The 24,771-nt window shown below is 59.3% G+C and carries 24 protein-coding genes; 18 read left to right on the top strand and 6 right to left on the bottom strand.

The annotated features are described in order from the left end of the window. Positions 1-2 precede the first annotated feature (2 nt). The 7 genes from polA to VGF98_11150 all read left to right on the top strand — a co-directional run bounded on the left by polA (position 3) and on the right by VGF98_11150 (position 6,430). Complete coding sequence (gene polA / locus VGF98_11180; GenBank protein HEY1682191.1) at positions 3-2,615, top strand: DNA polymerase I; 2,613 nt, start codon at positions 3-5, stop codon at positions 2,613-2,615. Further along, positions 2,608-3,045: a DUF192 domain-containing protein gene (locus VGF98_11175; protein HEY1682190.1), complete on the top strand. Its 438-nt coding sequence runs from the start codon at positions 2,608-2,610 to the stop codon at positions 3,043-3,045. Before polA ends, VGF98_11175 begins: the two co-directional genes overlap by 8 nt. Before the next feature lie 22 nt (positions 3,046-3,067). Continuing rightward, positions 3,068-3,850, top strand: a complete 783-nt coding sequence (gene mutM, locus VGF98_11170) for a bifunctional DNA-formamidopyrimidine glycosylase/DNA-(apurinic or apyrimidinic site) lyase (GenBank protein HEY1682189.1) — start codon at positions 3,068-3,070, stop codon at positions 3,848-3,850. Between the two features lie 45 nt (positions 3,851-3,895). After that, entirely contained in the window at positions 3,896-5,173 is a 1,278-nt protein-coding gene (locus VGF98_11165; GenBank protein ID HEY1682188.1) for a S1 RNA-binding domain-containing protein, read from the top strand. A gap of 8 nt (positions 5,174-5,181) precedes the next feature. Next, positions 5,182-5,760, top strand: coding sequence for a dephospho-CoA kinase (coaE, locus tag VGF98_11160; GenBank protein ID HEY1682187.1), 579 nt, complete (start codon positions 5,182-5,184; stop codon positions 5,758-5,760). Positions 5,761-5,894: 134 nt separating this feature from the next. After that, positions 5,895-6,083: a KGG domain-containing protein gene (locus VGF98_11155; protein HEY1682186.1), complete on the top strand. Its 189-nt coding sequence runs from the start codon at positions 5,895-5,897 to the stop codon at positions 6,081-6,083. Between the two features lie 71 nt (positions 6,084-6,154). Further along, a complete protein-coding gene (locus VGF98_11150) occupies positions 6,155-6,430 on the top strand; it encodes a hypothetical protein (GenBank protein HEY1682185.1) in 276 nt (91 codons plus the stop codon). Between the two features lie 28 nt (positions 6,431-6,458). Here the strand turns inward: VGF98_11150 and VGF98_11145 are convergent, their stop codons facing one another. Continuing rightward, on the bottom strand, positions 6,459-7,232 hold the full coding sequence (locus tag VGF98_11145; protein HEY1682184.1) for a hypothetical protein: 774 nt from the start codon (positions 7,230-7,232) through the stop codon (positions 6,459-6,461). A gap of 4 nt (positions 7,233-7,236) precedes the next feature. After that, a complete protein-coding gene (lnt, locus tag VGF98_11140) occupies positions 7,237-8,715 on the bottom strand; it encodes an apolipoprotein N-acyltransferase (GenBank protein HEY1682183.1) in 1,479 nt (492 codons plus the stop codon). On the opposite strand from lnt, the gene VGF98_11135 reads away from it, so the two are divergent. Beyond that, the gene (locus VGF98_11135) at positions 8,714-9,481 is read left to right on the top strand and encodes a hypothetical protein (protein ID HEY1682182.1); all 768 of its coding nucleotides are present in this window, start codon (positions 8,714-8,716) and stop codon (positions 9,479-9,481) included. The genes lnt and VGF98_11135 overlap by 2 nt on opposite strands. Beyond that, the gene (locus VGF98_11130; protein HEY1682181.1) at positions 9,462-9,620 is read left to right on the top strand and encodes a hypothetical protein; all 159 of its coding nucleotides are present in this window, start codon (positions 9,462-9,464) and stop codon (positions 9,618-9,620) included. The genes VGF98_11135 and VGF98_11130 overlap by 20 nt, the downstream gene beginning before the upstream one ends. Here VGF98_11130 and VGF98_11125 read toward each other — a convergent pair. Genes VGF98_11125 through VGF98_11115 form a run of 3 tightly spaced genes read right to left on the bottom strand, consistent with a single transcriptional unit; the run spans position 9,617 to position 13,974 of the window. Beyond that, positions 9,617-12,325 carry a hypothetical protein gene (locus tag VGF98_11125; GenBank protein ID HEY1682180.1) on the bottom strand — a complete coding sequence of 903 codons (2,709 nt, stop codon included), beginning with the start codon at positions 12,323-12,325 and terminating at the stop codon, positions 9,617-9,619. The two genes, VGF98_11130 and VGF98_11125, sit on opposite strands and share 4 nt — an antisense overlap. Positions 12,326-12,329: 4 nt before the next feature. Continuing rightward, a complete protein-coding gene (locus VGF98_11120) occupies positions 12,330-13,484 on the bottom strand; it encodes an LptF/LptG family permease (protein HEY1682179.1) in 1,155 nt (384 codons plus the stop codon). 16 nt (positions 13,485-13,500) lie between these two features. Beyond that, complete coding sequence (locus tag VGF98_11115; GenBank protein ID HEY1682178.1) at positions 13,501-13,974, bottom strand: lytic transglycosylase domain-containing protein; 474 nt, start codon at positions 13,972-13,974, stop codon at positions 13,501-13,503. Between the two features lie 204 nt (positions 13,975-14,178). Between VGF98_11115 and VGF98_11110 the strand changes: the two genes are divergently transcribed. The 6 genes from VGF98_11110 (at position 14,179) to VGF98_11085 (ending at position 19,534) form a co-directional block, all read left to right on the top strand. Continuing rightward, the gene (locus VGF98_11110; protein HEY1682177.1) at positions 14,179-16,044 is read left to right on the top strand and encodes an aspartyl protease family protein; all 1,866 of its coding nucleotides are present in this window, start codon (positions 14,179-14,181) and stop codon (positions 16,042-16,044) included. Between the two features lie 131 nt (positions 16,045-16,175). Then, positions 16,176-17,135, top strand: coding sequence for a hypothetical protein (locus VGF98_11105; GenBank protein ID HEY1682176.1), 960 nt, complete (start codon positions 16,176-16,178; stop codon positions 17,133-17,135). 18 nt (positions 17,136-17,153) lie between these two features. After that, complete coding sequence (locus VGF98_11100; protein HEY1682175.1) at positions 17,154-17,399, top strand: hypothetical protein; 246 nt, start codon at positions 17,154-17,156, stop codon at positions 17,397-17,399. 79 nt (positions 17,400-17,478) lie between these two features. Continuing rightward, positions 17,479-18,141, top strand: a complete 663-nt coding sequence (locus tag VGF98_11095) for a hypothetical protein (GenBank protein HEY1682174.1) — start codon at positions 17,479-17,481, stop codon at positions 18,139-18,141. Positions 18,142-18,152: 11 nt separating this feature from the next. Beyond that, the gene (locus VGF98_11090) at positions 18,153-18,599 is read left to right on the top strand and encodes a hypothetical protein (protein ID HEY1682173.1); all 447 of its coding nucleotides are present in this window, start codon (positions 18,153-18,155) and stop codon (positions 18,597-18,599) included. Continuing rightward, positions 18,596-19,534: a hypothetical protein gene (locus tag VGF98_11085; GenBank protein HEY1682172.1), complete on the top strand. Its 939-nt coding sequence runs from the start codon at positions 18,596-18,598 to the stop codon at positions 19,532-19,534. Before VGF98_11090 ends, VGF98_11085 begins: the two co-directional genes overlap by 4 nt. Positions 19,535-19,541: 7 nt before the next feature. Here the strand turns inward: VGF98_11085 and VGF98_11080 are convergent, their stop codons facing one another. Beyond that, positions 19,542-20,540 (bottom strand): aldo/keto reductase, encoded by a 999-nt coding sequence (locus tag VGF98_11080; protein ID HEY1682171.1) that lies wholly within the window; start codon positions 20,538-20,540, stop codon positions 19,542-19,544. Between the two features lie 255 nt (positions 20,541-20,795). Here VGF98_11080 and VGF98_11075 point away from each other — a divergent pair, with 255 nt between their 5' ends. The 3 genes from VGF98_11075 to VGF98_11065 are packed head-to-tail and all read left to right on the top strand — an operon-like array spanning position 20,796 to position 24,138. Further along, a complete protein-coding gene (locus VGF98_11075) occupies positions 20,796-21,413 on the top strand; it encodes a TnsA endonuclease N-terminal domain-containing protein (protein ID HEY1682170.1) in 618 nt (205 codons plus the stop codon). 32 nt (positions 21,414-21,445) lie between these two features. Then, the gene (locus VGF98_11070) at positions 21,446-23,257 is read left to right on the top strand and encodes a Mu transposase C-terminal domain-containing protein (protein HEY1682169.1); all 1,812 of its coding nucleotides are present in this window, start codon (positions 21,446-21,448) and stop codon (positions 23,255-23,257) included. Next, positions 23,254-24,138 carry a TniB family NTP-binding protein gene (locus tag VGF98_11065; protein ID HEY1682168.1) on the top strand — a complete coding sequence of 295 codons (885 nt, stop codon included), beginning with the start codon at positions 23,254-23,256 and terminating at the stop codon, positions 24,136-24,138. The genes VGF98_11070 and VGF98_11065 overlap by 4 nt, the downstream gene beginning before the upstream one ends. The last annotated feature ends 633 nt before the right edge of the window (positions 24,139-24,771 follow it).

The raw sequence follows: 24,771 nt of genomic DNA, 5'->3' as shown, positions 1-24,771 counted from the left end.
TGATGTTGCTCGATACCTACGGGTTAGTGTATCGCGCATTTTTTGCGCTGCCCGGTCTGACGACCAGCAAGGGCGTGCCGATCAACGCAGCCTACGGTTTTACGATGATGCTCAACAAGATCATCGCCGACGAAAAACCGGTACACGTGATTGCGGCGTTCGATAAAGGCATGCCGGCGCATCGCATCGCGTTGTATAAAAAATACAAAGCGCAACGCGAAAAGATGCCCGACGAATTGCGCAGCCAGTTCGCGCTCGTGCGCCGAATCCTCGACGTGTTCGGTATTCCGATCGTCGAACTCGACGGGCAAGAAGCCGATGACGTGATCGCAACCTTGGCTCGGCAAGCCGAAGAAGCCGGCGAGCAAACCGTCATCGTCACCGGCGATCTCGATTTGTTACAGGTCGTGGACGAACGCACGACTGCGCTCGTGACGCGCCGCGGAATCACCGATCTGGCCCGATACGACCCAGAAGCGGTGCGCGCACGCTTCGGACTGGACCCGTCGCAGTTGCCGGATTATCGCGGGCTCAAGGGCGATCCGTCGGATAATCTGCCGGGTATCCCGGGCGTCGGCGAAAAGACCGCGACGAAGTTATTGCAGGCGGCCGGTTCGCTGGACGCGCTCGTTGCAAATCCCACGCTGGCCGGAACGCCAAAGTTGCAAAAGCTGATCGAGCAATACGGCGATCAGGCCTGTTTGTGCCGCACGGTTTCGATCGTGGTTCGGGACTTGCCGGTCACCGTCGATTGGGAAGCCAGTCGATACCGCGCACCCGATAAGGCCGAACTCTTTGAACTGTACAGCGATCTCGAATTCAAATCGTTAGTCGCAAAGCTACAGGCACCGCCCGAACTGCTCTTGCTCGACGCGCGAACGGGATTGAATGGTTCGTACCGCTCGTATGCCGCCGCCGCCGATCCGCCGGAGTTCGAACGGCTCGCCGGGGAACTGCGAGAATTGGCGAGTGCCGCGCGCATCGCGCTTGCGGTATTGGGCCACGACCTAGGTGCGAGCGCGGCTCCCGAAACCGGACTCGACTTTCCGCTCGCAGCCCTGGCGCACGGCGGAGTGCGCGACGCGTTACAAACGCTGTTGCGGTCGGACGCGTTGCTCGTTGCGTACGATGCGAAACGCCTCATGCGCGCGCTGTTGGATCGCGGCATCGACGTTCCGCAATTCGCCGACGACGCGATGCTCGCGGCGCATCTATTGGATCCGGGCCGCGGCTTCGCCGATCCCCAAGATGCTGCGGCGGCGATATTGGGCGCTTCGACCGAATCGAGTGCAGCCGCCGTCGCCGATGCGACGCTACGCATGATCGAACCCGAACGAGCCTCGTTACAAGAGCGCGAGCAGCTCGATCTCTACCGCAATGTCGAACTTCCTCTCGCGCCCGTCCTGGCGAAAATGGAAGCCGCCGGCGTCGCCATCGACCTTGGCGAACTGGCCATCGTCGGCCGCGAGGTGGAATCGGCAGCGAGCAGGCTGCAGCGGCACATCTTCGACTTTGCCGGCGAAGAGTTCAACATCGGCTCTCCGTTGCAACTCGGCAAGATTCTCTTCGACAAACTCCAGATTCCGAACGGGAAAAAGAGCAAGACCGGTTGGGCGACCGGCGTGGAAGTTCTCCAAGGATTGTCGCGTGAGTATCCGATTTGTGCGTTGGTGCTCGAATGGCGCGAAGTCACCAAACTCAAGAACACGTACGTCGACGTCATTGGGTCGTCGGTCGACCCCGCCGACGGACGGCTGCATACGGTATTCAATCAAACATCGACAGCAACCGGCCGGCTGTCGTCGACCAACCCTAACCTGCAAAACGTGCCGGTGCGCGGCGAGCTCGGGCGAAAGATCCGCAAAGCGTTCGTCGCCGGCGGCGAAGAGTATCTCTTGGTCGCAGCCGATTACAGTCAAATCGAGCTGCGCTTGATGGCCCATCTGTCCGGCGATGAAGCGATGCGCGCGGCGTTTCATGAAGGTCAAGACATTCACGATTTCACCGCGCGTCAGATCTTCAACGTGGCCGCCGGCGACAACGTCGACGGCAATCAGCGCCGCATGGCCAAGAGCGTAAACTTCGGATTGCTCTACGGCATGTCGGATTTCGGATTAGCGCAACGGCTCGAGATCGGCCGGGCTGAAGCGAGGGAGATCACCGCGGCATATTTCGCGCGTTTTCCGTCGGTGCGCGCGTACATCGATCGAACGATTGCAGAGGGCCGGCGTAACGGCTACGTTTCGACGATGCTCGGGCGCCGGCGCTACATGCCGGGTTTGACTTCGGGTAATTATATGTTGCGTGCGGCCGCCGAGCGAGAAGCGACCAATGCCCCGCTGCAAGGCAGTGCGGCAGATCTCATGAAGCTGGCGATGGTCCGCATCGATGCAGCGCTGACCCGCTCCGGACTGGATGCGCGTATGCTGCTGCAAATTCATGACGAGTTGATTTTCGAGGTGCTCGTGTCGCAACGCGATGCATTGGCCGCACTGGTGCGCGAACATATGGAAAGCGCGGTCGCGCTGAGCGTGCCGCTGGAAGTCACGGTAAAAACCGGCCACAACTGGTACGACGTCGAGCCGTTGCTCGAGGAGGAAGGCGCGAATGTTTGATCTGTTGCTGGCGTCGATCGTGGCCGCTGCGTCGCCTGCGCCCAGCCCATTGCCGGTGATAGCGCTGCACGCTCCGCAAGCGACGCTGCACCTCGAAGTGGCGCGCAACGACCCACAGCGCGAACGCGGCTTGATGGATCGAACGTCGTTGCCCGAACACACCGGAATGCTGTTCGTTTTCGACAGCGACGGACCGGTGACGTTCTGGATGAAAGATACACTGATTCCGCTCGATATGGTATTCGTCGCTGCCGACGGCACGGTTCGTTTGGTCGACGCGGCGGTGGCGCCGGCACCGCGGAATGCCGCCGATCCGGCTATTCCAATAGAGCCGGGCGCTGCGAAGTACGTGATCGAGCTTCCGTCGGGCGAGGCGGCGCGCGACGGGATCAAACGCGGAACCCACTTGACCATTCCGCCTGGTGCCTGAACTTCCTGAAGTAGAAACGATCGTGCGCGGCTTAGCCGCGGCAGCGGTCGGCAAACGGATCGAGCGCGCCGAGGTGCGGCTTGCGAAAATCGGTGTGGCGCCGCCCGGTGTCGTGTTCGTCGACGCCGCGGCGGGCGAGCGAATCGTGGGGGCACGGCGGCGCGGTAAGTACGCGATCCTTGACTTGGCCTCGGGCCGTAGCCTCGTAACCAGCCTACGCATGACCGGGCGCATGTTGATGCAGCGCGCCGGAGAGCCGGATTATCCCGGCACCCATATCGTCTTGCACTTCACCGACGATACCCGCCTGAGTTTCGCCGACGTGCGCACCTTCGGCCGGATGCGCCTGGTCGAACCCGGCGAAGCGTGGGATCGCGACCTCGGCGTGGAGCCCCTCTCGCCAGACTTTACAGTCAAGGCCGTAACGGGTATGCTGGCGGGGCGAACGACGCCGGTCAAGGTGGCACTTCTCGACCAGCGGCGCATAGCGGGCATCGGCAACATCTATGCTTGCGAAGCGCTCTGGGAGGCGGGCATCCGCCCGAGCCGTCCCTCCAAGTCGTTGACCGCTCCGCGGATTCTCCGGCTCCATCGTGCTATCGTCAACGTGCTGGATCGCGCGGTGACCATGCGCGGTTCGAGCATCGACGACTATGTCGACGCCGGGGGGTTGCGGGGAGGCTTTCAAAACGTCTTGTCGGTATACGGCCGGCTCGGCGAACCGTGCCTACGATGTGGCAAGCCCGTCATCCGGACGGTACTCGGTCAACGCGGAACCTGGTGGTGCCGCGGATGCCAACGATAACGTTCGTTCGCAACAAAAAAATATAACGAAGGTAGGAACTCCAACATCACTACGACTGAAATCTCTCCCGTACAGCCCGAAGAAGATCAGCTCGCGCTCGAACAGCAACTTTACGAAGAGTCGCTCAAAGTTCTCGACGAAGGCCAAGTTCTAACCGGCACGATCGTCCAGAAAGACAAAGACGAATTACTCGTCGACGTCGGTGGTAAGTCCGAAGGCGTGCTTCCGTTCCGCGAGCTCTCGCTCGCTGTCGAGCCGAAGCTGCTCAAAGTCGGCGATACGCTCGAAGTCATGATTCACCGCATCGACGATCTCGACGGAACGCTGTTCCTGTCGGAGCGTCGTGCCCGCGCGCTCAAGACGTGGGAAAAGGTCATCGAAGCGCACGAACGCGATGAAGTGATCGAAGCGACGGTAACGCAAGTCGTTAAGGGCGGTGTGCTCGTCGATCTGGGCATGCGCGGATTCGTCCCGGCCTCGCAGATTCGCCGCCAACCCGTCGGTAATCTCGATGAGTTGGTCGGCCAGCGTTTGCGTTTGAAAGTAATCGATCTCGATCACAAACGCCATCGCGTCGTCCTGTCGCAGCGCTTAGTACTCGAGGAAGAGCTGCAGGCCAAGAAGCAAGAGCTGCTCGACACGTTGGAAGTGGGACAGATCCGCGAAGGCATCGTCGTGCGTCTCGCCGATTTCGGTGCGTTCGTCGATCTCGGCGGCATCGACGGGTTAATTCACAACAGCGAGCTGTCGTACGCACGCATCAAGCATCCTTCGGAAGTCGCGCGTATCGGCGATGTGGTGCAAGTCGAGATCATGAAGTTCGATCCCGACGCGAAAAAGGTGAGCTTGTCGCTCAAACACGCGCTTCCCGATCCGTGGGACGAGCATGCGGACAAGTTGTACGAAACCAATAAACTGACGGCGCAAGTCGTCAAAGTTACGCCGAACTATTTGCTGGTCGAGATCATTCCGGGCATTCTGGCGATGGTTCCGAAGGGCGAGTTCGACTCGGTCGCCCAGTACAGTCCCGGGCAAGACGTCGAAGTGACGCTGCTGACGATCAATCACGCGACCCGGCGCATCACCGCGTCGATCCAACACGTGGCCGACGTTCCGCTCGAGGAAATCGAACAGATCGTCGTTCCCGAGATCGACGTCATCGCGCCGTCGGCCGCTGCGCCGATAGAGACGTCGTCGCCCGAAGCTGCATCGTCGGACACGGCTCCGTCCGAAGCTGCATCGCCCGATGTGGCTCCGTCCGAAGCCGTTACCTCTGAAGCTGCATTGCCCGACGCCGCTCCTTCGGCGGAGCCGGCTCCCTAGCAGCCCAAATGCTCGCCGGCCTCACCGGAGGAATCGGTTCGGGCAAGTCGGCCGTGGCGGCGTTTTTCCATTCGTTTGGAGCGCTGGTCATCGATACCGACCTTATCGCACGAGAAGCCGTCGCGCCCAATAGCGACGGCTTCTTGCAAATTGCGCGCGCTTGGCCCGAGACGATTCGCGACGGCGAACTCAACCGCGGCGCGCTCGCAGACATCGTATTCGCCGATCCCGCACAGCGCGAACGTCTCAACGCAATCGTGCATCCGCAAGTGCGGCGGATTGCGGCAGAGCGGGGGGCCCACGCGGCGCCCGGACAAGTGGTGGTGCACGTCGTACCGCTCTTGTTCGAGACCGGCTACGACAAATTGGTCGATCGAACGATCGTCGTAACGGCACCCATCGCCGAACGTCTGCGGCGGGTCGAAGCGCGCGACGGATTGAACGCCGACGCCATCGAGCAGCGTATGGCCGCGCAATTGGCGCCCGAGCGCGCCGTCGAACTCGCCGACTTCGCGATCGCTAATGACGGATCGCTCGAGCAGCTTCGGCTGCGCTCCCGCGACGTCTACGACCGGCTGCTAATATGACAAGTTTTCAGGCGAGCGCCCGTTCCTGTGAGTTTTCTTAGTTTGCCTGGCGCCTACTTGGGAAAAAACTGATCATCACTCTTCCCAGATACGAGGCAGGCATGACCACGCAAGAACCGGGACCGTCCGGCGGCATGAGCGTTCGCGAAGCGGGACGTCGTGGAGGCGAACGCGTCAAAGCCAAATATGGTTCAGAATTTTACGAGGAGATCGGTCGCAAAGGCGGCCAGGCGACGAAAACCAAGTACGGCCCGTCCTTCTACGAGGTGATTGGCCAAAAAGGCGGACAGCGCCCCAAAAAAAAAGCTGGAACGGCTTCTTAACATTTCTCGCCCATCCGACCCCGTAAGGACCCATGGCTGAAAAAACAAACGAAGTCGCGGCGAAACGCGAAATGTCCGTCCGCGAGGCTGGCAAAAAAGGTGGCGACACCGTGCGCGACCGCTACGGTTCTACGTTCTATGAAGACATCGGCCGCAAGGGCGGCAAAGCGACGCGCGACCGCCACGGCGTAGAATTTTACGAATCGATCGGACAAAAAGGTGGGAAGGTCGTCAAGGAAAAGTATGGTTCCGATTTCTACGAGGAAATCGGCCATAAGGGTGGTCAGAAAGTAAAGAAACTGATCGCCGAGGCCAAGAAAAAGATTGCCGAAGAAGGCAACACGTAGTCCGGAGTTTTAGGTGCCGTAGCGGCGCCTAGATCTCCGGCGCTACCTTTCCAGTGTGGACGTCGAGCTGTCCACCGATTTTTCCAATATGAACCGTATTCGCATCGAAGTCGACCGAGATATGGTCGACCCGAAGCGTTTGTCCGTTGGTGTGGATGAATGCCGGATGGTCGATCTTGAGCGATTTAGCATCGTTGGTCCAGACCACGTGATCGGTGTCGAACGCCAGATGCTGCGGGTCGCCGATCCGTTCGATGTGCATCTTTCCGATCGCCGTAAAGTTGAGCGACTGCACGTCGACTTGAATGTGCTGCGCGGATATGCGTAGGTACGGCTTACCTTTGCGAAAGATTACGCCGTCACGAACGCCGTCGACGCTGCCGGTGAGTCCGTCCGGCGACAGGTGCGCCTTGGTATAGTCGAACGTCCAAGACTTCGTCTGAATGCGGTTGCCGACCACATGGCCGCCGTGCAAATCCATGCTGACCGTCGCCGGCGGCGGCGGAACTTTCCCGCTGTCTGCGAGAAGAATTTCGATCACCACCCATGCGGCGATTCCGAAGCCGAAAACGAGGTAGCCACACCGCACGAGAACTTTCTTGAGACGCGGGGGCTTTCGGTCGGGGTCCTCGAGCCGAGCCCGGCGTGCACCCGCAAGTGCGATCAACAGACCGATCGGACCCAAGAGAAAGCCGAGAACGAACGATAAAAAGCCGCCGCGCCAGCTTAAGGCGGACACGATGTAGGTCGCGGCGCCAAAACCTAAGCCCGCCACGATTGCTAACGATATCGCGAGCAGCATCCGATCAGCTCCGCCGCCGCCTGTTGTCGGGCAAAACGATCAGCAACGCGTATAACAGGAACGCCCCCAAACCGATTGCCGTCGGACCGACGTGCGAGAAAACCGTGTCGACTCGCCGCCCGACCTTTCCGTAGACAACGATGCGTTCTTCCATCTTGCTGCGCGCTTGCCACGATCCGTCGGGGTTGATGATACCGCTGATACCGGTCGCTGCCGCGCGCACCACGTATGCGCCGCTTTCGATCGCGCGCAGTTGCGCGATCTGTGCGTGCATGTATGGTCCGGATGTCGTGCCGAACCACGCGTCGTCGGTGCTGATGACTAGCAGTTGCGCGCCGCGGCGAATCTGTGCGAACGCCAGATCCGAAAAACCCGACTCCCAGCAGATCAGCGGTGCGATCGGTAGCGCTTCGGTTTGATAGACACCGTCGATGCGACCGGTGCCGAATTGGCCGCTCAGCTTCGCGACGTACGGAAGCCACGACAAAAACTTGCGCCCCGGAAACGACTCAGCAAACGGTACGAGCTGCCGTTTATCGTAGATTGCAAGACCGCCGCTCGGCGCGAATATGTACAGCGAGTTATACACGCTGCGCCCGCGCAGACTTTGACTGCCGGCGACGAGCGTCGATTTCCAACCGACGGAGAGCGTCCGAAAGGATTGAATAAAGTACGGATCGGTATTCAAGATGGTCGGAATAACGGTTTCGGGCCATACGACGAGCTTCGGATGGTGCAGCAGTGCTTGATGCGTCATTCCGATGTAACGTATGACAGCTAAGTCCAGCGAATTCCATTTGAGCGATTGCGCGATGTTGCCTTGTACTGCCGCAACCGGAATGGTCGGAGGCGGCACGCGACGCGCGGGCCATGCGAGCCACGCGAACGATGTCGCGACGATGACGGCGGCGATCGTTGCGGCGAACGGCTTCCACGTTCGTCGAATCACGGCGTCGGCGAAATATGCGCCGATCGCGCACAGCACGAACGTTATGCCGTAGGTACCGGCATACGCCGCGATGGCTCGCAACGGTGTATCGGCTTGCGAATAACCGAGCTGGTCGAACGGAGCTCCGAGCACGCCGATCGTTCGAATCCAATCACACGCGGTGAACGCGGCCGCCGCAGCTAACGGCGCGAACGCCGGCCGAACGTGACGATATGCGAACGACGCTAAGATCGCAGCCAGGGCGAAAAACGGCGCTTCGATCATCGCCACTGCCAAGGGCAAGACCGGTCCGAAAACGCCGATATAGCTGCCGACCGTATGGCCGATCCACGAAAAACCGATCGTGAAGAAAATGACCCCTGCGAACCATCCGAGTGCTCCGGCCCGTTTCCAGGAGGCGCCTTGCCATGTCCAAAAAAGCGCGGCCGTCCCGAACGGTACCAGCCACGCCGCGCCGAACTTGGGGAAAGCCGCAGCTAACGCGAGTGCGGCACAAGCCGCGACGCCTGCGTCGCGCAGCCAAGAGGAACGCATGATACGCAGACTCGGTTTCGTACTGGTACTACTAGCGGCGGTCACGGTCGTTGCATGCGGGCGGCAAGTGACGCCCAATCCTCCGGGAATTGGCCCGGGCGGCGCGCCCGAAGGGTACATGAGCGTCTTCTTTGACGTCTCGGCGCAGTTCAACTTTTCGAATTATCAGTATTGGATCGTCTTCAACACGAGTGGAAACGGGCTTACTCCCGGAACCCAACCGTTCCTCAACAATTGGGCGGCATATTCGGAGGCGATCGAAGTGGCCGGAAACGGCGGCTCGGCCTTCGCTCGCGCGGTGCAATTCGTAAAAAACCCGTCCAACCCGCACGTTCCGCCCGCATTTTTGACGTTGCAAACAACGCCGCAGCAGCTGCAGTTCAATGTTAATAGCAACGGAAGCGGCACCGAGTTCAACGTTATTTTTCAGCGATCGATCTTTTTGGGGCCGCTGGCGAGCCCGGCGCCCTTGGCCGCCAACTGGTTGTTCAATGGGTTTACGACGCAGGCTAGCGTGCAAAATAATCTCGTGTTTGTCGATTCGATGGGCGCCGGCGGTCCCAACACTCCGCAGTACAGCTCTCCCGCATTGCCGACCTACCAGTGCTTCGATCAAACGTTGTACTCGTTGTCGAGCGGCTTGCAGATCGATCCGCCGGCCGAAATCGTTAGCGTAGAAATTGCTAATAATCCGAGCCCCGCTCCGAACGCGGTGCCGTGCTCGGCAGATACTGGAGATGCCAAACATGCAACTTCTCGAATGTAGTCACGCCCCGTGCAACTGCACGATCACCGGCGAAGTCGGCGGCGAGGCGTACTGTTCCGAAGGCTGTCGCGACGCGGAAGTCGCGACCATCGAGAGCGATATGTGCGACTGCGGCCACCCGCCGTGCGACGAAAATTAGAAGTTGAACGTCGACGGGACGATCTGGCCAGGCTGACCGACCGCGAACGTCGCCGTTTGATTCGGAAACGCCAATAGGCTCAAGCCGACGTTGATCGACTGCGACGCCTCGCTATACAACACTTGCACTTGGTAACAGTTGCCGAACGTGCGGGTGTAGTAAAGCACCTTATCGGAAAACAATTCTACGCCCGGGCCGCCTTTCCAATTCAAGTCGGTAACGAACTGGATCGATGCGTCGCGTCCGAACGGCATCGACAACTGTAGGTTGGTCGTTTCGAATCCCTGACCCGGACCGGGAATGAACGATCCGCTGAGCAGCACCACCGAACGAAGAGACGGCCTGGCCGTAAGCTGATAGCTCCACGGCTGCGCGACGCCGTCGAAGTTCGTTGAATAGCCGAGCGAAAAATCGTACACGTCGTCGTTGAACACGCGGAAAAGGTCTTGGGCATTCTTCGTGTTTTCAGTGGGCTGTTGGTCGAGATACTGAAACGGCACGAAGGCCGGCCCGTTGTAGTTGTCCTCGTTGTAGGTAATCGAGTTCAAAAAATGCTTGCCGATCGGCGTCGTCAAGCTGAAGTCTTGTTCGATCGCCGCTTTGAGATCGCCCGTGCCGTACGCATACTGATCGACGTTGATCGTGCCTTCGAAATCGCTGCCGAACACCTTTGCGGTGGCCGGCCCGAACACCACACCCGCGTCGGTGCGCCAGGTCGCGAGCTGACTCGTCGGTTCGCTGTATTCGCCCACCACCAGCTGCGCCGACATCGGAAAGATAAAATGCTGGAAGAAGTCGTTCGGACGCACGGTGACTTCCGGTATCTTGTTGATACCGTACGGCTGCTGCGCGAACGTCTTATCGTACTCTAGTTGGTAATCTGCGCCCTCGGTCGTGTAATGCATCAGATAGTCGAACTCCGACTGCGCGTTAAACGACGATTCGCCGTAGTTCGACGAGCTGTTGGAAATATTGTAACTGATGTCTTGGCTTAGATTTTCGTTGAACTGCCGAGAATCGGTAAACGAAAGGCTGTTGCTTTCGGATTCCGTGCCGACCGTGCTGCGGGTGAACGAGTAATTCTGCGACGTGTTCTGCGTTTGATGCACGATCGCGCCGGTGAGCGACTCGTTGGGCGGGATCTGCGTCAAGGCGCCATAATTCGATTGATAGCCGAACTGAAAATTGCCCCGAAGATGCGGATCGAAGTTCTCTTGCTCTTGGATCGCGACGTTGTACGTGCGTTGCCCCTCGAGCCGGTCGTTCATTCCGTAAAAGTTGATGCTCAAGGTTCGTCGTCCACGGCGGCTGGCATAGAAGCCGACGTACCCCAGTCCGAGACCCATTTTCGTGTAATAGTTGACGATGTAGTAGCCGTAGTAATACTGATCTTTTCCGAACGGCAGCTGCATCTTGATCCAGGCGCCTTCGTATGAGTCGTAACCCACTTCCGGAAAGAAGTGCGGCCGCGCACGCTGATCGGTAACGGTGCGAAGCGGAATCACTAACCGCGGCAGATAGAACACCGCCGCGGCGCCAAGCCACAGTATGGCTTTCGTGATGATAATTGCGTCGCCGGGAACGACCTCGATGGTTTTTCCCGTAATGTGATAGCCGGCGCGCGGGTTCTCACAGGTCGTTACGTACGGATTGGCGCCCTGTGCGGTGCCGTCGGTGTTGGTGTGCAGATCGTCGGCTTGAAAATGGACGAAGCCGATCTCGACGCCTTCGGCCGTTTCGCCGTTGCCCTTCAGCAATTGCGCGGTTTCGGCGAGCGTGTCGAATTTAATTTCGTCGGCTTTGAGCACCGAGTCGTGCGTGTGGTTGATCAAGAACGGATGGCCGGTGATCGTCACCGTTCGCACGCCGTCGAAATGCGCGTGGTCGCCGACGATTTCTTCGTCGCGATAAAAGATGTGAACGTTGCCGTCGGCGTCGCCCGGTTGTCCTTTGCCGGCGCCGCCCGTCACGCGGTCGGCGATAACCGCCACATAGTTAGGCGCGAGTGTCGGCACGCCGCTGGGTTCGGGGCTCGGCGTCGGGGTCGCTCGGCCGGCGGGCGTAATGGGCGGCGGCGTATTTCCGCCGCGCTCCAGAAAAATCGCTCCCGCTGAGGGCGAGGGATTGGGCGTAGGCGTGGGAACCGGCGGCGGCGACACCTCGGGCGAGGGCCTGGCCGTGGCACGCAATTGATACGTTCCGTTTCCCACGCCGGGCTGAACGTTCGGAAGCCCGGGCGTGTTGACCGGGCCCGGAGTAGCCGGTCCCGGAACGCCCGGCGCCTCGGTTTCCTGGTCGTCAGGAGAGGCGGACGGCTGCGTCGTCGCTTGCGCGAACCGTACCGACGGAGGGGGCAACGGAGCATCCGTGGCCCGATCGTCTTGATCCGGCTGGCCGGTTTGTGCGACCTGGTCGACCTGCGAAGGCGGGGGGGTCTGCGCAGCCTGGTCGGCCTGCGCGGCTTGTACGATTTGATCTGCCGACGCCGCGTTCTTTTGCGCGCAGGTCTGTTTGCTGAACAGCATCAACGCCGTAGCCGCCGTCGGATCGGGGGCAGCAGTCGGCGCTCCGGGCAATGCCTGCGGGCCGGTCTGGACTTGGTCCATACCCGAAACCTCGGCGCCCGCCGGCACCGAGCCGGTTATGAATATGACGAAGGCCGCGATCGCGGTGATGCCGCGATGGTTTAACCACCTCGAACGCATGGCGTTAGCGTTCTTCCATCCACAGTAGTACCGTGCCGGTAACTCCCATGATGACGTTGGGAACCCAGGCCGCAATAAACGGATTGATCGCACCGTTGCGACCGAAGGCGGCCGCCGCCGACGTCATGAGGTAGTAGACGAAGAAGAGAATAATCGCCAGCGCGATGCCGAGCGTACGGCCGCGCTTGCCAAATCGTAGGGCGACGGGGACGGCGAGGACGACGCCGATGAAACATGCGAACGGCCAAGCCAGCTTGTTCGCGAGATTCACTTGCAGCGTGCCGAGGGCGGTTCCACCGATGCCCTGCGATTGCAGCGCGTTGACCTGCGTTTTCAACGACTTGCTGCTCATCGTCCACGGGTCGTTGTTGACGTTGCTGACGAATTGTGACGCCGTTTCGCCCAGCGGTAAGCCGATCGAAATGTCCTTGACCTTTTGCTGGCTCGTCATGTAGCCGTCGTTGTTAAAGCGCGTATCGATCACGTCATGCAAGACTAGCGTACTTCCATTGACCGACGCTGTGCGCGCTTGCAGCGTTTCGTTCCACGGACCGTACTTGGCCGGCTTGAAAATTTGCACGCCGATCATCGTATGGTTGTCGGGAGCCACTTGACTCACATAGAAGACGTTGCCGGTGTCCTGATCTTTGCGGAAGAACTGCGGTTCGACCGGAAGCGACGCCGTATGGTAGATGATCTGATAGAACGTCCGCGTCGATAGCTCGACCGACGGCGGTTCGACCCACTCGTTCGTTGCGTAACAAACCAGGAACATGAAAAAGCCGAAGGCGAGCGGCGCGACTGCGATTCGCATGACCGAGATGCCTGCGGTGCGCAGCGCCGTCACTTCGTTGTCGCCCATCACTCGGCCCATCGCCAGCAACGCTGCGAACAAACATGCGAACGGAAACGCCATCGGAATCGCTTGCGGGATACGGAACACCACAAACCGCAACACCAAGAAGAACGGTGCGTGCTGATTGATAATGTAGTCGGCCGCCAAGAAGAAAATGTTGAGCGCCCAGAACAACAAGAACGCGCCGAACGCAAACAAGAACGGCCCAACCATCTCGCGCAGCAAGTAGCTGTCGAGTAGACGCAGGCGCGGCCACGCCGCACGAACTCGCGGCATCGGCTGAGGTCGGGTTAGGGTCGCCATCGGAGGCGGCGCCTCGTTAGTAGCTGCGGTATGCCGAGATCACGCGCGTAACGTACGCACGCGTTTCGGCATACGGCGGAACGCCGTGGTACCGGTCTACCGCGCCTGGTCCGGCGTTGTACGCCGCGACCGCCAGCGTCACGTTATTGTGATAACGGCGCAACAGCGAGTGCAGGTAGCTCGTTCCGCAATGCACGTTCTGCTGCGGATCGAAGGCATCCGAAATACCGCAGCCGGACGAGGTGCCCGGCATCAGTTGCATCAGCCCTTGCGCGCCAGCCGAACTAATCGCGGACGGATTGCCGGCCGACTCGGCCATAACGACCGCGTTGATGAGCCCTTGCGGCACGCCGGTCTCCTGCGATGCGCCCGACACGAGCGAGCGAATCTGCGACGGGGCGAGCGAGTGCGAGCCATACGGAATATAGCCCGAGCCGCTGCAGGCGTACAGGAGGCTCAACGAGCCGAACATCGCGAGTAATCGCCGCATCCGTTCCTCAAGGTACCATGGGTGCCGGTGTTCCGCGATGGGAACGCCGAATCTCTAACCGCGCTTTCTTCTAACGCTCCCGGCGGGCCTGGTCCCGGACCTTTCGCGGAGTGCAAGAATAGGCATCATCCTATCGATGTTCCCTGTTGAACCGCTGAGTGGCGCCGGCGAAACAAGCGGGCTCTCGACGTCGTATAGAAGCGCATGAACGTTAACCGTCTCGCTGCTTGTATGGGCGCCTTTTTTGCGTGCCTCGGGCCCGCCGCCGTGCAGGCCGCTCCCACCGACGACCAAACGGCGGCTCTGCTCGCTGCCTCGCGCGCCGCTCTGGGCGGTTCGGCGGTCGAAAACGTGTCGGGACTCGAGGTTACTTCGAAGATCAGCTTCGGGGGGCTGACGGGCACCGACATTTCGTGGCAAGCAATCGGACGGCCGCTCTCGGCGGAGTCCTACAACACGCCACCGGTGTCGGGCGGCGATGGCTACGACGGGACCGACGTGTGGAACCTCGACGGTTCCGGACTCGTGTCGGTGGATGGCGGCGACGCCGGCAGATCGGCTACGATTAGCGGCGACTTCATGTCGAGCTACGCATTATGGACGGCGAATAACGGTGGCGCGACGGTTCGCTCGGCCGGCGTTCAGACGGCCGCTGGAAACCAGTACGATGTGCTCGAAGTGACCGCTCCCAACTCGCTCGTTCCATTTCAACTGTGGTTGGACCGAACGACGCATTTGCCGTGGCGATCCGTGCAATCGATCGGGCCGATCGTGTCGACCTCTACCTACTCGGATTACCGTCCGGTCAATGGACTGCAGATCCCTTATTCGGTCGAGTCGGCAACCAGCGATGGAAACTCGACCTCCGTCACCGTTACCTCGGTTGTGGCAAACCCGCCGGACCTCGACGCGCATCTCAAAAAGCCCGCGTCGAACGTTCACGACTTCTCGATCGTCGGCGGCGGAACGCAGACCAGCGTTCCGTTCGATTTGGTCGACAACCACGTGTATCTGTCGCTGCTCCTGAACGGACGCGGCCCGTACCGCTTCATCCTCGATACCGGCGGCGCGAACTACGTCGATCCGGCGGTTGCGCGCGAGATCGGCGCGGCCGGCCACGGCTCGGTACAAGGCGGCGGCGTCGGCAACACGACCGAATCGCTGGCCTTCGCCAACGTCGACAGCATGCAGATCGGCACGGCAAAAATCACCAACCAGTTGTTTGCGGTGGCTCCGACGCGCCAGGGCTTCGGCATCGCCGGCGGTCAGCGCGTCGATGGTCTGATCGGCTTTGAAGTGCTGTCGCGCTTCGTCACGACCTTCGACTACGCCGGCAACACGGTAATCTTCCAAATGCCGGATGCGGCAACGGTGCCGGCCGGAGCAAACGTCGTCCCCTTCGTACTGGACGGACGCCAACCGCAGTTTCCGTGCACCATCGACTCGATCGCCGCGCAGTGTACGCTCGATACCGGTTCGCGCTCTTCGATTTCGTTGATGACGCCGTGGATAGCGGCGCACCCGCAGGTCGTTCCGTCGAAGATGAGCGGCATCGGCGTCAATGGTTTCGGTGTGGGCGGTGGCGCGATGGGCCGTTTAGGGCGGATCAAAACGCTCGGCTTCGGCAACTTCATTCTGTCGAACGTTATCACCGATTTCAGCGCGGCGCAGAAGGGTGCGTTCGCAGCACCGTTCGTTGCCGGCAATGTCGGCGGCGCCGTGTTCAAACGCTTTAGCCTCACGCTGGATTACGAGAAGCAGACGATGGCGCTCACCTCCAACAACGCCTTCATGACGCCCGACGACTACGAGCGCGCCGGCCTCTTCCTGATTAATCGTAACGGTACGGCCGTCGTTTACGACGTGCGGCCGCAGACGGCGGCGGCGAGCGCGGGATTCGTTAAAGGCGATACCATCGATTCGATCGGAGGAAAGCCGGCTGCCGGTATGAGTCTGCAGGCGGTGCGGGAGCTCTTCTTCCAGCCGGCCGGTACGCAACTGCAAATCGGCGTCACGCATAAAGACGGAACCCATGCCACGCTCACGTTGACCTTACAAGACTTCGTCTAAACCCGACGCCGGACGATTCTGGCGCTTGCGGTCGCGTCCGGCCCGAAGTCCATTTGGTGATTCGATAACTAGCCTCGTTTAGCAGGGACGGGCGACGCTAGCTTGTATCGCTTGGGCTGGAGGGTCATCGCATGATGTTTCGCTCGATTCGTTCTGACTTTGCGTGTCTCGTCGCCTCTGCCGTCCTCGTGTCGTGCTCCGGGCCTGCGGGCACGCAAACGGCCACCGCCTTCGCACCGGCCGCTCGCGCCATCGTCGGATCGCACTTGTTACCCGATGCGAAGATGCAGCCATCGTTGTTGTATGTATCGTCGATTCTCACCAACGAGGTGTACGTCTATTCGTATCCCGGCGGAAAAGCGGAGGGTACGTTGACCGGCTTCGACGATCCCTACGGGCTGTGCAGCGATGCGGCCGGCGACGTGTGGATCGTGGACGACGGTGCTAAAGAAATCGTCGAGTACGCCCACGGCGGAACCAAGCCGATCGCGACGCTCGGTGATCCCGGTGAATACCCCGAAGGGTGCTCCGTGGATCCCGTCACCGGTAATCTAGCCGTAACGAATTTTTATGCAACATCTGGCGCTGGTAGCGTTTCGATTTACGCCCGTGCGACCGGCTCGCCGAAGGTGATCTCGGATCCACAGTTCGAGGAATATCGCTTCTGCGGCTACGACAACAAGGGTGACCTGTATGTCGGCGGCGTTACGTCGAGCGCAGAGTTCGTGTTCGCAGAATTACCGCATGGCAAGAACGTCTTCTTGACGATTAAGCTCAAACGATCGATTGAGTGGCCGGGTGGCGTTTCGTTCGACGGCAAGGATATCGCCGTGGGCGACACCGATACGTCGGAAGTGTATCTGACGAGCGGGAAAAAGGGGAAAATTGCCGGCACGGTTATGTTAAGCGATGCCAACTACGTCAATCAATTCTGGATCGTTCCGGCAACCAAGGGAAAAGCCAACGCCGTGCTCGTAGCACCGAGTCAAGATGGCGACGTCGTGGGTTTCTACGCATATCCGGCGGGAAACGCTCCGGAAAAGCAGATAACCGTGTATGAGCCGTTCGGCGCGACCGTTAGTACGATCTAGCGCCACAAGGAGAGTACCATGTCAGATAACGTCAACCTGAGCTTTGCACGGGACATCCGCCCGCTGTTCACCGACCTCGACGTCGACCACATGAAGCACGCTGGCATGGATCTGAGCGATCGCGACGACGTCGAAAAACATTCGCAGGCGATTCTTCGGACCGTCACCGACGGCAGCATGCCGCCCAGCGGAACCGGCGAACGCTGGACCCCCGAGATGAGCGCAACGTTTAAAACTTGGGCCGACCAAGGCTGTCAGCCCTAGACGCACTTTCGCTTTCAGGATAGGCGATAGCCCATCCGGGGCCTTATGATGTGCCTAAGCAAACAATAGGGGAGACCATATGAAGTCAGTCGTTGCTTTTGCGTCGGCGGGGCTACTCGTCGCGGCAGTTACCGCACCGTTGCCGGCGGCGGCAGGCTCGGCGTTGGCTGCGATTCCGGTCGGGCGCACGATGACGTATCACGTTACGTCGCAGTCCGTAACGCAAAGCGGCCCGCAAAGCGCGAGCCACTACATCAAGTTTACGCACTCGACGCCGACATCGTTTAGCGTGAGCGTCGACGGCGCGCCGGGCCAAACGATTTCCGCCGGCGCAAACGGCACGTTAAACGTACCGCCGCAGCTCAAGGACGTGCTTAAGCCGTTCGCGCAGATCGGGCTCCTCCTCAAGAGCGCGCCGCAGCCGTTGTCGGCGAACGCGACGTGGTCGGTCAACCTCCCGGTTCCCATCGACAGCGACACCGTCAACGTGTCGATGCTGATGCGGTCGTTACAAGCCTCTCACACGCATGCGACGATCTCCGGCAGCGGTTCGGGTTCGACCAAGATTCAGCCCGGAGTGCGCCAGTTTCCAACCAACGTCAACGCCACGACGAACATCGCCCTGGGAGCAGATTTCACGATCGCCTCGGCGTCGAGCAACGTCACGATCGTGGTTCACGTCGGGCGGCTCGGCCGGGAGAAGCAGTACAGCAGTTCGTGGACGATCGCGCCGGCTCAATGAAAGTTCGTAACATGACGCGTTCTATATCGACGGCGATCACTCTAGGGTTCGCTTTCATCCTCTTGCCGTGCGCGGCAAACGCCACCGGAACGGCTACCGTTCAACAGAGCGACGGTACGACGAAGGTGTACAAGAACGTCGTGATCGCGATTCGCGACCAACAAATGGAAGTGACGACTTCCGACGGCGTCGGTACGCTCGTTATCGGAAAGGCCGCATGCACGAAGGTCGCCGAGCTCGTCGAATGTTTGCCGTACGACGCAACGTTGTATCAGGGTGGCCACAAAGTTCGCATTATGCTCAAGTCGGGTACGGTTTGGTTGAATCCGACCACGTCGAGCCAACCCCTTTCCATGACCTCGGCCCGGCTCGCCCCGCACGGCGTACTCGTATCCGCGACGACGAAACGGGGAACCTATTTCTCGCTGACCGGAACGGTTGATCGGATGACCAAGTGAACACAACATATTTTTCGCGCATCCTTATCGTTTGCTCGGCTCTGCTCGTTCTTGCCGAAGCCGGTGCGATCGCAGGGGGACGCGGCGGCGGCGGTGGTGGAGGCCGCGGCGGCGGAGGCTGGGATTTCCACGGCGACACCGGCACGCACTCGAGCACCGGACCGGCCGGCACGAGTCGTTCCACGACCGTTACAAATAGCGGCGACAGCTATCATCGAACGACGACGGCTTCGAACGGCGATTACAATCGGACGACCAACGGCGGTTACAATACCTCGACCGGAAATTTCAATCACAACAGCAGCACGTCGACCGCGTACGGTAGCCAGCATAGCGCCACCAACGGCAACACGCAGAACGGTAGTGTCTACCACAGCGGCAGCGGCAGCAATCAATACGGCTCCTACAGCAACTCTGGAACCGGTAACGCCTACAACCATACGTATAGCGGCTCCGGCACCGCAACCAACGCCTACGGCCAGACGTACCACACGAGCACGTACGCGAATAATGGCTACGTATATCACGGAGCCGTGGTCGGCAATCCGGTCTACTACCACTATCCTGCGTGGGGATGGAACGCAGGCGTTGCATGGTACCCCGCGCCGTATTACTACGGCGGCGGCTTTTGGGGTCCGTTCGCGGTCGGAGCGGTGACTGCAGCGGCTTACGGTTCGGTCGTGGCTGCGAACAACGCAGCCGTTGCGTCGTATCAAGTTCAAACCAGCAGCCCCGGAGCGAAATTGCTCCAGAGCTATCAACTAACGCAGACGCCGTGCGGACCGCCGAACCTCGTCGTGATCTACGGCCCGAACAGCAGCGTCATCTGTGCGCAGCCGAATCATCTGGTCGCCGCGGGCAACTACTCGGTGAACTCGTCGTCGCTGACGCTCACGTCCGAGAAGCCCGCAGCCTCATCGTCGACCTATCCCTAGCGGGCGCTTAGCGTCCGGTCGTGGCGAGTAGCTCCTTCGGGTAGCGCTCGCCTTCGACGTGGATTGCGGCGGCCGTGTGCTGGATGCGTTCGAGATCGCCCGATGATAGCTCGATGCCGGCCGCGCCCAGATTCTCTTCGAGCCGGTGCAGTTTGGTCGTGCCCGGAATCGGAACGATCCACGGTTTTTGCGCCAGACCCCACGCGAGCGCGATTTGCGCCGGCGTGGCATTCTTTTCTTTGGCAATGTCTTTGAGTAAATCGACCAGCGCCTGATTTTTCTCCATTGCTTCGGGTGTAAAGCGCGGCAAAATGCTGCGAAAATCGCCTTCATCGAGCTTCGTGTCCTTGCCCATAGCCCCGGTGAGAAAGCCCTTACCGAGCGGGCTATAGGCCACGAGGCCGATTCCTAGCTCTTCGCACGTTTCGAAAATGCCATTCGTTTCCGGGCCGCGCGTCCAGAGCGAATATTCGTTTTGCAGCGCGGTAATGGGCTGCACGACGTGTGCGCGACGGACTGTGTTCGCGCCCGGTTCGGAGAGTCCGAAGTGCCGGACCTTGCCTTCTTCGATCAAGCCCTTAACCGCGCCGGCGACCTCTTCGATCGGAACGTTCGGATCGACGCGATGCTGATAGAACAAATCGATGACCTCGATTCCGAGCCGTTTGAGCGAGGCTTCGGCGACTTCGCGAATGTGTTCGGGCCGGCTGTTGAGCCCCAACTGCTTCTTGGTTTCCTGATCGATTGCAAAGCCGAACTTGGTCGCGATGACGACCTGGTCGCGAACCGGTCGCAACGCTTCTCCAACGACGCGCTCGTTGGTAAAGGGTCCGTACACTTCGGCGGTATCGAAAAACGTCACGCCGCGATCGACCGCCTCACGGATGATTTTGACGCCGTCCGCCGTGTCGAGCTTGTGTCCGTAGCCGTGGCTGATCCCCATGCAGCCGAATCCGATTTCCGAAACTTCGAGCGGGGAAGCCGAACCTAATATTCGCTTTTTCACAATGATAATGATACCCGCGATTTGTGTATTGCAGTCGAACAAACGTTCGCTAATAACGCGTAAAAAGCAATAAACTTGTCATTTTGCGAAGTGAACGCGACTCGCGGATGCGTAAGACCGTAGCAAGCCATGTCTAAGTCGACGCGACCAAGAAGGGGAGTTGGCGCGACTAGTTCGAAATTCGTGCTAAGTCGGAGCTACCAGTTCTGGGAAGGTAAAGATGACGTGAGTGTACGGCAGGTTCCGCCGAACCGAATGAGCGTCACGGGCCATCATGCAAGCCATAAAACTGGCCGTAGTCATGCTTTCGAATCGACCCTCGAGCGCGACTTCATCACGCTGGTGGAATTCGATCCCACGGTCCACGATTATGACGAGCAGCCGGTCCGTATCGCCTTCCGTGGCCGGGACGGTCGCCGTCATTATCACGTCCCGGACTTCCTCGTCCATTTCGACCAGGAGCGGCTGCCGGGTCAGCGGTCTCGCCTCTATCAGGTGAAATACGATGCCGAACTACGCGCAAAATGGCGAGACTTCAAACCAGCCTTGCTTGCGGCCAGCAGGTACGCCAAGGAACACGGCTGGGAGTTCCAGATCATCACTGACCGCCATATACGAACCACGTACCTCTCCAATGCTCGCTTTCTGCTCCCGTACGTGCGGTACGCTCCCAATCAGGACGACGCGGCAGTGCTGCTCGACAGTCTCAATGAGCTCCGAGAGGCGACCGCCGATGGCCTGTTGGCCTCTATCTATCTCGACGTCGGAAATCAAGCCCAGCTCGTCCCCACCCTTTGGAACTTGGTCGGAACGCGACGGATTAGCGTCGATTTGGATCAGCCGCTCACGATGGCGAGTCGGCTATGGCTCTAGCCACACTCACGATCGCCCCTGGGAGCGAGGTAATGGTCAAGGGGCACCGGTACCTGGTTATCAGCTACATTGACGTTGAAAGCGTACTCGCCGAGGATCCTCAAACCGGCAAATGCCAACGCTTGTTTATTGCCGACATGCTTCCCGTCAGATCTGAATCAACCGAAAAAAGCGATGACGTCGAACTGGCCTTAGTTAACGATGCAGATTGGCAAGAAGCGCAGCGCCGGTTTTCGTACGTGCAACAGATCCTCACCGAGACTGGGCGGCGGCGGGCAGATGTCGAGCGTGTCGCTGCGGGCGCTGGCGTTCATGTCACGACGATGTACCGCTGGATCGCCGATTATGAGTCGGTGGGCAAAATTTCCGGGCTACTGCCACATAAGCCGACCGGCGGCCGTGGTAAGAGTCGCTTAGAGAGTGCCGTTGAGGCAATTCTGACGGCGACAATCGACGACACGTATCTTCAGGAACAGCAGCCTTCGATTCAAGCTACCACTAAAACGGTAATGCAGCGATGCGCGACCGCAGGCATTCAAGCCCCGCATTTAACGACGGTGCGGCGGCGCATCTTGACCATTACCGAAGAAGTTCGTTTGCGACGCCGCGCAAATAAAAAGAAAGCCGCGGATCGTTTCGAGCCGCGTCCCGGCCGGTTCGCCGCCGAGTGGCCGCTTCAGATCGTTCAAATCGATCACACCAAAGTTGATATTGAGTGCGTCGACGAAATCAGCCGTCGACCGCTGGGACGTCCCTGGCTGACACTGGCGATTGACGTTTACAGTCGCATGGTCACCGGCTTCTATCTTTCGCTCGACCCCCCGGGCGATGCAGCCGTCGGATTGTGCCTCGTTAACAGTATCTTACAAAAAGACGTGTATCTCGCGGGTCTGGGTCTTTCCACAACCTGGCGATGCTGGGGGATTCCCCATACGGTGCATGCTGATAACGGTCGCGAGTTTCATAGTAAGATGCTACATCGCTGCGCGCAGGAGTATGGCTTCAATCTCGAGTTCCGGCCCGTCAAGGTTCCACACTTCGGGGCGCATATTGAACGCCTAATGGGAACGGTGGCCATTGAACTCAAGAATTGGCTGGGAGCTACATTTTCCAATCCGAAACAGAAAGCCGAGTATGACTCCGGCCAGAAGGCCGTTTTTACTGTCACCGAGCTTGAGAAGTCAATTGCCGAATTTTTTACGGGCAGCTATCATCAACGTTTGCATACTTCCATAAAGGCCAGCCCGGCTGACCGCTACGAACATGGATTTCGAGGGGACGCGAGTAAACCAGCCATTGGCCTGCCGCGAAAGGTTGTCGACGAAGACAAATTTCGCTTGGACTTTATGCCGTTCGTGCAGCGTACCGTTCAGCCGTATGGCGTCGTGGCGGACGATATTCATTATTACCATGACGTCTTACGTCCTTACATCCATTCGACGGGGAAAGAGCGAAACCGAAAGTACCTTTTTCGTCGAGACCCAAGGGACATTAGCGTCCTATACTTCTTCGATCCGGAACTTAAGCATTATTGTGCAATTCCGTATCGTAACAGTGCATTTCCCGCCATAAGCATCTGGGAACTGCGCGAGGCTCGGGCAGCGCTACTGCGTGAGGGAAGGGCATCGGTTGATGAGGGGGCGCTCATGGAGTCCGCCGTGCGGCTACGATCCTACCAAGATGAAGCGGCGAAAGAAACGCGGACTGTGCGACGCAATCGGCAGCGGCGTCTTGAACACGCGCGCATTAGTAAGCCGCGCGTAACGGATACTGATACAAGCCCGTTAGCCCAAAAAATTGATTACAGTAAAATTCGACCCTTTGAAGACCTGCGCGAGACGTGACCGAGCATCTGCAAGAGCGGGCGCGTCAAGCGCTGGAGCTTACGGAAGCGGAGCGTATCCAGCACATCCGAAGCGACCGTTGGATCGGATATAGCAGGGCGAGCGACCTCCTCAAGAAACTTGAAGACCTATTACACCATCCCAAGACGCATCGCATGCCGAACATGGTCATCGTCGGCGAAACAAACAATGGTAAGACCAAGATCGTAAACGAGTTCCGGCTTCGGCATCCTCCTTCGGATAATCGCACAATCGACGCCATCAGTGCTCCGGTGTTGGTTGTTCAGGCGCCAAGCAACCCAACCGAAACGCGCTTCTATGGCGAGATACTGCATACGTTGTACGCGCCAATGCGCCCAAGCAGCAATGCTGAGCAACGATTGCTGCAGGTACTCACACTTTTCAAAGCGATCGGCATCAGGGTGCTCGTCATCGACGAGATCCACCACATAATCGCCGGCAGCCTTCAGCGCCAGCGCGTATTCCTCAACACTATCAAATATCTTGGAAACGAACTCCAAATTCCGATTGTGGGCGTAGGAACGAGCGATGCGCTGCATGCGCTTCAATCGGATCCGCAACTGGCGAATCGCTTCGAACCAGTACTGCTCCCTCGCTGGAAGTTCGATGAAGAATTTCTCCGGCTATTGGCGAGCTTCGAAGCGATGCTCCCACTTCGCGAACGTTCCGATCTCGTCGAGACGACACTAGCAGCCACGATTCTCGGGAAAAGTGAAGGAACAATCGGCGAAATCGCCACATTGCTTACTCGAGCAGCCGTGCTCGCTGTAGAGACAAAGCGCGAACGTATAGACGCGAAATTGATTGAAAAAGTCGATTACGTCACCCCGTCGCAGCGAAAGCGACGGCATGCTGGGTAGGGCAGCGTTCGAAACGGCTCCAGTGCGCTGGCCGTATCATCCGGCACCATTACCCGACGAGCTGCTTTCTTCGTGGCTTACGCGCATCGCGCTTGGGCACGGAATGAGTCTCACGAATTTTGCGCGAGCCGCTCTCGGCGGCCCGATCTGGACTCGAGACATCGATATGCAGGCGCCCCAAGGCCTTATCGAAGCAATCTCGATTGGTACCGGAGTGCTCGTTAAGCGGGTAGTTCAGACGACCTTCCTAACGGAAGACGTTATGTCGACCCGGCATCCGGTGGAAATAGCGGTAATGCCACTCTCTAACGGCTCTGGAAAGCGACGAACGTACGGCTTGCAGTATTGTCACCTTTGCATTCTCGATGATCATGTTGCGTACTATAGAAAGGCGTGGCGTCTAGCGGTTTCCACCATTTGCCCGAGGCATGGAGTCTATCTCTCAGATGCCTGCGATATTTGCGATCGTCCGATTCGAATATGCACCCAGCAGCCGCCCACCCACAAAAATATCGCGCTTCGATTCGTTTGTACGTCGTGTGGCGGTGACCTTCAAGGTCCGTCGAAGGCAGCACCTGATGAATTGGTACACTTGCATAACTACCTGATGAACAACGTATCGAGCTCATTGTT

The organism is Candidatus Tumulicola sp., assembly GCA_036490475.1.
Lineage (GTDB): Bacteria > Vulcanimicrobiota > Vulcanimicrobiia > Vulcanimicrobiales > Vulcanimicrobiaceae > Tumulicola.
This window is presented reverse-complemented; position numbering and strand designations above follow the sequence as displayed.

Bases quoted from the DNA above. Each gene is read 5' to 3' on its own strand.
- polA (HEY1682191.1), top strand. From the start codon at position 3: ATGTTGCTCGATACCTACGGGTTAGTGTATCGCGCATTTTTTGCGCTG.
- VGF98_11175 (HEY1682190.1), top strand. From the start codon at position 2,608: ATGTTTGATCTGTTGCTGGCGTCGATCGTGGCCGCTGCGTCGCCTGCG.
- coaE (HEY1682187.1), top strand. From the start codon at position 5,182: ATGCTCGCCGGCCTCACCGGAGGAATCGGTTCGGGCAAGTCGGCCGTG.
- VGF98_11155 (HEY1682186.1), top strand. From the start codon at position 5,895: ATGAGCGTTCGCGAAGCGGGACGTCGTGGAGGCGAACGCGTCAAAGCC.
- VGF98_11150 (HEY1682185.1), top strand. From the start codon at position 6,155: ATGTCCGTCCGCGAGGCTGGCAAAAAAGGTGGCGACACCGTGCGCGAC.
- VGF98_11145 (HEY1682184.1), bottom strand. From the start codon at position 7,232: ATGCTGCTCGCGATATCGTTAGCAATCGTGGCGGGCTTAGGTTTTGGC.
- VGF98_11135 (HEY1682182.1), top strand. From the start codon at position 8,714: ATGATACGCAGACTCGGTTTCGTACTGGTACTACTAGCGGCGGTCACG.
- lnt (HEY1682183.1), bottom strand. From the start codon at position 8,715: ATGCGTTCCTCTTGGCTGCGCGACGCAGGCGTCGCGGCTTGTGCCGCA.
- VGF98_11130 (HEY1682181.1), top strand. From the start codon at position 9,462: ATGCAACTTCTCGAATGTAGTCACGCCCCGTGCAACTGCACGATCACC.
- VGF98_11125 (HEY1682180.1), bottom strand. From the start codon at position 12,325: ATGCGTTCGAGGTGGTTAAACCATCGCGGCATCACCGCGATCGCGGCC.
- VGF98_11120 (HEY1682179.1), bottom strand. From the start codon at position 13,484: ATGGCGACCCTAACCCGACCTCAGCCGATGCCGCGAGTTCGTGCGGCG.
- VGF98_11115 (HEY1682178.1), bottom strand. From the start codon at position 13,974: ATGCGGCGATTACTCGCGATGTTCGGCTCGTTGAGCCTCCTGTACGCC.
- VGF98_11110 (HEY1682177.1), top strand. From the start codon at position 14,179: ATGAACGTTAACCGTCTCGCTGCTTGTATGGGCGCCTTTTTTGCGTGC.
- VGF98_11105 (HEY1682176.1), top strand. From the start codon at position 16,176: ATGATGTTTCGCTCGATTCGTTCTGACTTTGCGTGTCTCGTCGCCTCT.
- VGF98_11100 (HEY1682175.1), top strand. From the start codon at position 17,154: ATGTCAGATAACGTCAACCTGAGCTTTGCACGGGACATCCGCCCGCTG.
- VGF98_11095 (HEY1682174.1), top strand. From the start codon at position 17,479: ATGAAGTCAGTCGTTGCTTTTGCGTCGGCGGGGCTACTCGTCGCGGCA.
- VGF98_11090 (HEY1682173.1), top strand. From the start codon at position 18,153: ATGACGCGTTCTATATCGACGGCGATCACTCTAGGGTTCGCTTTCATC.
- VGF98_11075 (HEY1682170.1), top strand. From the start codon at position 20,796: ATGAGCGTCACGGGCCATCATGCAAGCCATAAAACTGGCCGTAGTCAT.
- VGF98_11070 (HEY1682169.1), top strand. From the start codon at position 21,446: ATGGTCAAGGGGCACCGGTACCTGGTTATCAGCTACATTGACGTTGAA.